Annotated in this window: 7 protein-coding genes; 4 read left to right on the top strand and 3 right to left on the bottom strand. The window is 47.3% G+C overall.

Translation table 11 applies throughout. The features are described 5' to 3' along the window. Positions 1–1,938: 1,938 nt before the first annotated feature. Positions 1,939–2,430: a helix-turn-helix domain-containing protein gene (locus tag H6B30_RS15295; protein WP_205112136.1), complete on the bottom strand. Its 492-nt coding sequence runs from the start codon at positions 2,428–2,430 to the stop codon at positions 1,939–1,941. A gap of 778 nt (positions 2,431–3,208) precedes the next feature. Next, positions 3,209–4,234 carry a DNA polymerase III subunit delta gene (gene holA, locus H6B30_RS15290; protein ID WP_205112134.1) on the bottom strand — a complete coding sequence of 342 codons (1,026 nt, stop codon included), beginning with the start codon at positions 4,232–4,234 and terminating at the stop codon, positions 3,209–3,211. 189 nt (positions 4,235–4,423) lie between these two features. Here holA and H6B30_RS15285 point away from each other — a divergent pair, with 189 nt between their 5' ends. From H6B30_RS15285 to H6B30_RS15270, 4 genes are all read left to right on the top strand, one after another. Next, a complete protein-coding gene (locus tag H6B30_RS15285) occupies positions 4,424–4,873 on the top strand; it encodes a type I restriction enzyme HsdR N-terminal domain-containing protein (RefSeq protein ID WP_205112132.1) in 450 nt (149 codons plus the stop codon). A 678-nt stretch (positions 4,874–5,551) separates the two neighbouring features. Beyond that, on the top strand, positions 5,552–6,187 hold the full coding sequence (locus H6B30_RS15280; RefSeq protein WP_205112130.1) for an ABC transporter ATP-binding protein: 636 nt from the start codon (positions 5,552–5,554) through the stop codon (positions 6,185–6,187). Between the two features lie 181 nt (positions 6,188–6,368). Further along, positions 6,369–7,157: an ABC transporter permease gene (locus tag H6B30_RS15275; RefSeq protein WP_205112128.1), complete on the top strand. Its 789-nt coding sequence runs from the start codon at positions 6,369–6,371 to the stop codon at positions 7,155–7,157. 549 nt (positions 7,158–7,706) lie between these two features. Next, positions 7,707–8,594: a DNA/RNA non-specific endonuclease gene (locus tag H6B30_RS15270; RefSeq protein ID WP_205112126.1), complete on the top strand. Its 888-nt coding sequence runs from the start codon at positions 7,707–7,709 to the stop codon at positions 8,592–8,594. A 93-nt stretch (positions 8,595–8,687) separates the two neighbouring features. Here H6B30_RS15270 and H6B30_RS15265 read toward each other — a convergent pair whose 3' ends face one another. Then, positions 8,688–9,680 carry a redoxin domain-containing protein gene (locus tag H6B30_RS15265; protein WP_205112124.1) on the bottom strand — a complete coding sequence of 331 codons (993 nt, stop codon included), beginning with the start codon at positions 9,678–9,680 and terminating at the stop codon, positions 8,688–8,690. Positions 9,681–10,065: the final 385 nt, after the last annotated feature.

Genomic DNA, 10,065 nt, shown 5'->3' with positions numbered 1-10,065 from the left:
GTTGCTAACAAACAGATGAAACTTTTAAGGAGGTTTATCTGCCTTAACATTAACGTGAATTCGTCGAACTCACGTTATTTAAAACCTTCGATTCTAAGTATGCATCTTTTTCAACATGGTTCTCAATATCAGCTTTCCTATTATCGAAAAAAGGCCCTACCATAGCTTTCACCATATTCATCATAGAAATATTTATATAATCTTAATATGGAGATGCCTATAAAAAAACTATAGGCATTAATGGGAGATAAATGATGAGATGTTCCTTTAATAACGCCTATTGTATTTTCAAAGCCACAATGAGTAAATGCATTAAAAGGTACACCTCTGCCATTTGCGTTTCTAATGTTGACAGATATGGTGTGCTTGCGAATTGGTTTGCACCCCAGAACTTGCATATTGCGAGAACTTGGCAACAAGGCCTCCCTCCGAGAGATCAATGCATCGAGCCGTGATTTCCGGTTGCGCAGCGGCAATATGCAAGCAAGCTTGACATTGCTCTCGGTTTGCACAATAATAGATGTATATCTGTTCATTCTCACAACGCAATATTCAAATTGCCTATAAAAATATGATTATATTATTTAATATGCAAGAAAATATTTATATATTTTGAAATATATCGTCTTTTGGATTTAGTTTAGTTATAAACAAAACAAATGACTTGCATACAAAAACAGAATTCCAACATTAGCCATATATTTATACCAACATGAAATTATTTCCTATTAATTGCATCTTATACGGATAATAAGTGAACTTATCTCAAGGATGCATAACACCTCCTTTCATAAATAAGTGAAAGACGTTATGCCACATTAATGATTAGTAGCAAAAGCCTTCATAAACTGCAAATCACCATTATTGCACATTCAGATATAGAACCTTAAAGAAAATATAATGACATATCTTCAATACAAATATACAATCATATTTGATATTTTAATTACAAATATTGAATAATTAAGGTGGTAATATGACTGCAAATATAATTGCCTTTTTAGCCTGTGGCAATATAATCCCCATAACAACCACCTAATCCAAACACTTTAGTCAACCACATGAGCATCATAACGCAAACCCGCCATTCGGCGAAATGAGGTTGGACTCATAGACACTAACCTCGATTTATACGCAAAAACAAAGGCTCAGTTCAACCAACATATTCGAATGACAAAATCCTGAAAATGAAAAGCAAACAGAAGGGTTCACTCGCATGCGGTGCACTCACATTGTAAGTGTCCATGGCTGTTATTGGAAATATAGTTGGAATGTCGCTGTTTGCAACTTCGTTTTCCATTAACAGAAACATGTTCACGAAAGTTTAACGTTACGAAATGGCATGCATATCTTAACTAATCTGCATTTAACAAATATAAAAGCGCATTGAATAGGAAAATGAAAATAAGAACAACGATAAAAAACACAAAGGTGGCAACTGTATGTAACGGTCAACCTGGCGTTTCGGTAATGTACTTTGTTAGCACGTCGGCGACAATCATCATCCATAAAGTTTGCTAATACTGACACCATGTCTTGTCTCCGTATGACACCAATTCTCGCAAACCTGTATTATCATATAGCGTGTATTTGATGATTGAAAAAAACATGCCAACATTCCGAATTCAAGGGAACAACAAATTACTAAAGCTAGATGCGAATATCAAAAAAGTACAACTATCGTTCACACTATGCCATAAACAATGGAAATTACCACATCCCCGCTCCCCTCGTACCTTAGCCGGCAGCTTGATGTCAAAACAATAATACCTTGAATCAAGTAGCCTGCCCATCAGCTTTAGAATCGTCGTATTACAGAAGTTTTGCCCCTAAAGTATCAGCAAGATTACCATATCACAAAATGAAAAACCATCAACACCCACGACATGGCATAACCATACCAATAGAGCTACAAACATAAGGAACTACAAACAAGGCTTACTTTTTTGCCGGCACAAAAGTCTCGTAGGTCAAATCATCATAATATACGCGTATCTCAACCACCTTCCTTTGTGGCTTGTCAACATATTTTATCTCCTCTCTGATTATCTCCGGGCGTGTATTCTGCACACCATTGTTATGTTGCTGCCCTGAGAATAGATTTCTGTCGTGCTCCGACTGTTGGGTAGGGGAATGAAAATCACTATCCCCAAAATCCAAGGCCAATGCTTCAGATGAAGGGCGTTCACCTGTGTCATCAGTTCCCCTGTCATCAGACAGGTGCTCGTACATGTCACCGATACCAAACAAAAGCCAGTTTGTATTGATGTCAGGAATTTTCCTTTTGATGGCTTCCACGATATTTAACGTAGGCTTTGTACGTCCATTGAATATGCTACTCAACGATGCCGGAGACATATCTATGAACTGGGCAAACACTTGCTGGGTCATGTGTTTGGATTCCATTATCTGCTTTATCCTATCTTTCATACCTGTTTATACGCATTATTGAAGGGTAAAACCCCGTTTTCTGTTGCGTTTACAAAGGTAAAACATTTTATCGAATTATGCAACTCACAAACTAAGATTTTTATGTTTTAAATTTAGTGTTTACATTTCTAACTTTAGAACATCAAACACATAAAGCGGCCCTATTAGTGATTTACAACAACAAATCTAAATTGCAGTATTTGAATTGTGCCAAAACCTTTTATTAATGCAATTATCTCAATCAACTGGCTTTAAAAGAGATATTTACACAAAAGATACATGCCAAAACACAGAATATAAGGGTAAACATCGCCAATTTGAGCAAAAACCATATAAAATAGATTAAATTTTAGATATAAAATTATGGCTTTCAAGTTATTATAGTGATATTATTGTCGTGTATTTATATGATTTAGCATTTCAAACCATGCTGTTTTGATTCACAAACGTAATGCAATCAATTTGTAAACAACATGCTAATTTGTTGTTGATAACTAAATATCGGTTTACAAAATCAATATTACACATGACTTTACATTTGCATATTTCACAAAAGCAAACATAAAACTATGTTAATACCGAATTTGTATCAGTCATAGAAACAAGATTCTGCTGTTTTTGAAAAATTCCGAGCAAGCGGTCGGAAAATCCAAAATACGCGATTTTCAGAGGGGGTAATTACCACGTAAATCGCTGAAATCCCGATATTTGGAGCCTAAAAAAGCGTTCCTGTGGAACGCTTATTCTAGATAAAAAAGTAGCAAAATACCCGCTATTTTCAGTGCAATATAAAGAAAATTAACTCTTTCATGAGCTCTCCCTGCGGTGTATTCGGGTTGTCAAGCCCCTTACTTTTGGCGTCAATCTCTCTAATTTTAGAAATTATCTGCAAGACTTTCACTCCCTTGAAATTTCTCATTCCGGTCATGTAATCTTTTGCCGCCCATTGTGAGCGCAGCTCCAACCACTTTGCGAGGGCCTCTGGATTGCCTTTCTGCGGGCAATAATAAGCAATCAACAGATTCTGGAAATAGTTGAAGAGCATGGGGAGAAAGCTATAGATATTGCCGGCCTTGGGGTTTTCGTCAAAATATTTCACTATCTGATTTGCCTTGAACACATTCTTGTTCACCACAGCATCACGAAGTTCAAAGGCGTTAAAATCTTTGCTCACCCCTATCTGCTGCTCAACGATTAGCGGCGTTACCCTACGGTCTTCTTCGGGCAAAGCAATGAGCAGTTTATCAAGTTCGCCCACCAACCTGTTGAGGTCGGCCCCAACCGAGTCGGCAATTATCTGTTGCGATTTGGGGTCTATGCTTGCCCCCTTGCCCTTGAGATATTTTTCGATGAATGTGGGCAGTTCTCGTTCACGCAGTTTTTTGCTTTCAAAAAGCACCCCAACATTCTCGACCAAGGCAGCCAACTTCTTCCGCCGGTCAATTGTTCCGTTCTTATGGCACATCACAAGTATAGTCGACTTTTGTGGTTTTTGCATATAGAACTCCAGTGCTTCAGTATTGCGCAGGTTTTGGGCTTCCTTCACAATGACCACTTTCAAATCAGACATCATAGGATAGCTTCTGGCCACGTCCACGATTTGGGCAGCCGAAACATCAGACCCGAAAAGCACCGTCTGGTTGAAGTCGCGTTCTTCAGCGGGCAATACGTTATCAGCGATATAGTCTGTTATCTTGTCTATATAATAAGGTTCGTCGCCCATCAGATAATACACAGGTGCAAACTTCCTGGCGCGCAAGTCCCTCACAATGCTGTCGTATGTCACGTTTTTGTTGTCAGCCATTCTTTATTTATTGCATTATTTATTAATTTTGCAAATCCTATCGCATAAGGCCCGCCATACTCCTCATGCTCAATCCGAGTATGCCAATGGCATCAGCGAAAGATTGCGGTATGCAAAGATACAGCAAAATATCGGTTAACCGAAATGCGAATATGATTTTATTCTAACGACATCACACATATATATATAATGTATAAGCTCAATCTGCCACCATTCAAGATAATACTCAAGCCCACCGCCGGCAAGCAACAAGTCTACGACGTACTCCGCAGAAAATACGTGGCATTGACCCCTGAGGAATGGGTCCGCCAACACTTCGTGCATTTTCTATGCGAGCACAAAGGCTATCCGCTTGCTTACATGGCCAACGAAGTGGAGCTATCGGTGGGTGCAAAAAAGCTCAGGTGCGACAGCGTGCTTTATGATACGGCCCTGCATCCACGGATGATCATGGAATACAAAGCACCCACGGTGAGCATCACGCAGGACGTATTCAACCAGATAGCAGCTTACAACATGCTGCTCAAGGTAGACTACCTGGTGATGAGCAACGGCCTTCAGCACTATTGCTGCAAGATGGACTATGAAGGTAAAAAATACTTATTCCTTAATGACATTCCTGATTTTAAAAATTTATGACATAATATCATAGCAATCCCACATTGCCATGCCATGCCTTGCCATCCTACGGGCTCGCCACCGCCACCCCATCCGGCCGTAAAGCAACAGCACCACCGGCCATGTTGCAACGCAATGACAACACAACAGAAGCATGGCTGAGCCACACCGATGCAAGCAATGCTGCCCAAGCATTTAAGCAGTCGCCACGTGCCATACCACCGCCATGCCCACCGAAAGTTCTGCAAGGGGCCAACCTCAGATGTTTTCCGGCTCAAAACCGTGTAACAATCGAGGAATAATGCCCCATGACTACACCTGAAATTGCAGCCAAAGAATGAATCCGGAATATATAAAACACGCCCAAACACTAAACTGCTGTAATACAATCATTTATAAAGTGTACCTGTAACACACCCGCAACAATGGCGTTCGTGAAAGGCGGATTGCGCCCAGAATCTCCAAGCAGAATTAGCGCCACCCTCTTGTGTCAGCCCAACAATCCATTGCCGGAAAACCCGTTGCGCCTACGTCAATGCCGGCAACCAGCTTCGCTTTTGCAAAAACGGAACACTACATGCCATCCATTGATTATTTTTCAGTACCTTTGCATACGACAGAACATAACCGGACAAACGCCTGCTCTGGCCACGCCGACAGCAAAGCGCGTCCGACAAACAGCAAAAACAGAACCCAACAATGCTTGAGATCAAAAACGCATCCATAACCATCGGAGGCAGGCAACTCTTTGCCGGTCTATCGTTTACAGTGCCCGACGGGCAGACCGTTTGCCTGACGGGAAGCTCCGGCAGCGGCAAGACAACGCTTCTGCGAGCCATCCTTGGCTTCCATCCGCTCGACGAAGGGCACATCAGCATAGACGGAGAACTGCTTACGCCATCGTCGGCCGAGGAGTTCCGCAAGCACATATCATATATACCTCAAGAACTCACCTTGCCCTCTGAGTGGGTGAGCGACATGATGCGCCTGCCATTCACGCTGAAGGTAAACCGCGGCAAGGCTTTCTCAAAAGACTTGCTCATGGCCGAATGGCGCAAACTGGAGCTGCAACCGGCACTCTACGACAAAAAGGTGGCCGAGCTCAGCGGTGGCGAGCGGCAGCGCGCAGTGCTGTCGGCAAGCGGTCTTTTAGGCAAGTCGATATTGCTTGTCGACGAACCTACGTCGGCCCTCGACGCCCACACCTCGGCCCTTGTGCTCGACTACCTGAAGACGCTTGCCGTCCGCGGCTGCTCCATCGTGGCCGTCAGCCACGACGCCGACTTTGCCCAGGGTTGCGACAAATGCATATCCGTAAGCGCCACATTGCCATGACAGCAGCCCTGCAGCGCCGCTTTAGGCTCATCGGCTGTGGCTTGATGCCGTGGCGCATAGCCAGCCATGGGTGCTGCCGATGCCCTTCGCCCACATCGGTTGCCACTCCTGCCAACCAAAAGCAGCCCATCCCCCATTGACAACAAAGAACAAACAGACATAAAAGACAAACAAAACCGACATGGAAACAACCGACATTTCATACCTCAGCATGGCCGTCGGCCTGCTGCTCATGGCCCTGCCCGTATATTTCTTCCACCGCTTGGGCGCAAGGCTCATACAGTCTACCGCCATAGCCACGGTGCGCATGGTCGTCCAACTGTTTCTCATTGGCCTATACCTGCGCTACCTCTTTGAGTGGAACAGTCCGCTGGTCAACTTCGCATGGGTGCTCATCATGGTGCTCGTGGCCACGTTTACGGCAGCCAGGCGCACCCGCCTGCGCCTGCGCACCATTGCCCTGCCGCTGTTCTCGGGCCTGCTGGCCACGGCCGTAGTGGTGGGACTGTATTTCCTTGTGCTCGTGCTCAGGCTTGACCATCCTTTCGACGCCCGCTACTTCGTGCCCATCATGGGCATACTCATGGGCAATATGCTCAGCGTAAACGTCATTGCCCTCAACACTTATTACGACGGGCTGCAGCGCGAGCACCATCTTTATTACTATTTGCTTGGCAATGGCGCCACCCACCTCGAGGCCATCACGCCTTTTGCGCGACAGGCTGTCGAAAAATCGTTTGCGCCATGCATTGCCAATATGGCAGTCCTTGGCATAGTTTCTCTGCCAGGAACCATGATCGGACAGATACTGGGGGGCTCGGCACCGGGCATTGCCATCAAATACCAGATGATGATAACCGCCATAACGTTCTCAGCATCAATGCTTTCGCTAATGCTTACACTGCGCCTTGCCGACAGCCGATCGTTTGACGTATACGGGCGTCTGCGCAATGTCAGACGCAAGGATTGACCTACGTCAAACCTTTGACCTACGTCAACAATCATGGGGAGCAACGCAAAAAAACGCCCCTTTTGTGTACGCACACAAACAAAAGGTACTATCTTTGCACTGTCAAAACACGAAGATTCAGGATAACGGATGTGAAGCTACATCCAACCGATGAGACACAAAAAGATTGTATAACAAAAAGTAAAAGAAAGGGTAACGAATTATGAAAAGGATGATTAAAAAGATTACGACGAGCAAAGTGTTCAACAAGTACTGCGACAACATGCTCAGAATGTACAACTACGGAAGAGTGAACATACCGGCATAAGCCAGAAAGGCGAGTCAAGCCGGTTTCGCAATAGAGAGGAGGAAAGGCTGCCTTGCGGCTGTCTTTCCTCCTCTTTTTTGTGGTTTGCCGCCGCTTTTGGCACGCTGCCAGCTTGGCGGCACGCTTTTTTTGCGTAACTTTGCATCTGCGCCCAACTACGGACGGAAGCGCCGCGCCACGATGGCAGGACAGCCCCGGCCTGACAGCAGGGCTGCACGAAGACTCTCAAATAACAACAAAAGATGAAACAAAAAACCATCCACGCCCTGTTGGCCGCCACCATTTTGGCCGCCGCATCGGCAGCATGCAACGTCAATACCGACAAGATTAAGGAGGCCGTTGGCGACGAGGTGAAGACGGCGCTGGCCGACTACGCCGAAAAAGCCATCGACAAGCTCGTGGCAGAGAACCAACCCGACGACACTGCGGATGCCGTGGAAGCCGCGGAAGGCATCGAGGTGCCGGCACCGCTCACCGACCGCAAGGAGCAGATATTGCACCGAACGGCCTACACGGCGTCGTACAACAGCGACACCAAGCTGCCCAACTGGGTGGCGTGGCACCTCACCGCCAACCACACATCCGGCCCATACAAGCGCGGCGGCATCGACTTTGCCGAAGACGAAGAGGTGGACGAGCCCCGCGCCACAGACAACGACTACTACCGTTCGGGCTACGACCGCGGCCACATGTGCCCGTCTGCCGACAACAAATGGAGCGAGGCGGCACAGCGCGAGTCGTTCCTCTTCACCAACATCTGCCCGCAGAGCCACGGGCTCAACGCCGGCGACTGGAACGAGATTGAGCAGCAGTGCCGCCGATGGGCCGACGAGCTTGGCTCCGTTTACATTGTCAGCGGCCCAATACTGTACAAAGGCCGCCACAAGACAATAGGAAAGAACAAGGTGGTGGTGCCCGAAGCCTTCTTCAAGGTTGTGCTGTGCACCGAAGGCGCGCCCAAGGCCATAGGCTTCATCTACAAGAACCAGCCCGGCAACCGTCCCAAGGGTGACTACGTCAACAGCGTCGACGAGGTGGAACGCATCACTGGCATCGACTTCTTCCCTGCCCTGCCCGACGACATCGAGACCAAGGTGGAAGCCTCGGCCAACCTCGCCGACTGGATGTAATGACACATCCAGGCCCCAAATTGATTGCCACGCAACAACCGACACGCCCCGTATTGCAACTAAATACGGGGCGTGCCGATTCATAAAACATCACTAAAGTACCTCACGCAATATAGCCTCCACCTCCTCGGCCGTGGGATCTACGGCCAGGATAATGCCGTCGCGGTCAACGAGATATGTACCTCCGGCCACATAAATCTTTCCATAACGCTCCCAGACAGCGCACTCATCGTTTACATCAACAAGGTTAAGCCACGGATACTTGCCGCGTCCCAACTCACGGACAAAACTCCCTACGCTCTTCTCTCTGGCCACTCCAACGATGGTAAATCCGCGGTCTTTATACTTTTCATAGACGGGAATCATGCTCCGCGATGCCTCCACGCACGGGCCACACCACGAAGCCCACAGGTCGATAAGCGCATACTTGCCCTCTATTTCTTCCGACAGCGTATGCCAGACTCCATCCTTGTCAGGCGCATAGAAATCCACATACCGCCCGCCGACGCGCAGGTTGCGGCTCGCTATCCAATGCCTTATGCTCTTGCTCATTTCGTGGCGAGGATATCGCGTGGCGTATTTCTCAGCAAACAAAGCCTCTATGCGCCCGTTTGCCAAGGCCGTGTCAAGCCTGTGGTCCATAGTCAGCGACTTAAGAAAATGCAAACCTACGAGTGTCGGATGGCTCTCGGCATAGCGGTATGCCATATTCTGGCAATCGCGACTGAACTGCCTATACTCTGAAGAGCCATAGTAACCTACAGAATCGGAGTACCGCTTTCTCGTCTCTCTCCGCGCTGCTTCCAGCGTGCTGTCAGCCCGTTGCAGCTCCAGGTTTAGCGGAGACGCACAGCTCACCGTGGGTTGCCTTTCGTCGGCCATGCGATGAAACGTCACCCGTATTGTGTCATCCACGGCAAAAAAGCAGGCTGCAGCGTTACACACACCGTTGCTTGCATACTGCCTTATGCTGTACACAGCAGGCTCGCCAACGCTAAACTCATAAAAGAATCGGCCGCCCACAACGGGTATTGTGTCCGACCGCCCGGTCCTGTCGGTAGCCCCGTCGGGCATAATCAGCAGCACACAGCTGTCGTTACCCGCCACACTGCCCTCAACGCAACAGCGAATGCCGCCATCTTGTGCGGCACACGGCATCGGTGAAAGCCCCAAAAGCAGCCCCAACCCCATTGGCACTAAACACTTATCAATCATAAAACACTAAGTTGAACACTGTTGCATAGCTTCTCCTTCAATCTCCCCACACCTCCCCGGCCGTGGAATCTACGGCCGGGATAGCTCCGTCGCGGTCAATGAGAAAATCACCAAACGCCCCCATGCCATTACAGCCAATCTCCCAATATTGCCTCCACCTGCGCGGCATCGGGGTTGACGGCCAGTATCTTGCCGTCGCGACCTACGAGGAAGCGGCCGCCTCCGGCATTGCCAATGCCGTATCTCTTCCAGATGC

The sequence above is a fragment of the Marseilla massiliensis genome, from assembly GCF_016899955.1.
In the GTDB taxonomy this organism is placed as follows: Bacteria; Bacteroidota; Bacteroidia; order Bacteroidales; family Bacteroidaceae; genus Prevotella; species Prevotella intestinigallinarum.
Note: the sequence above shows the minus strand (reverse complement) of the source record. Positions and strands in the feature narration are given on the sequence as shown.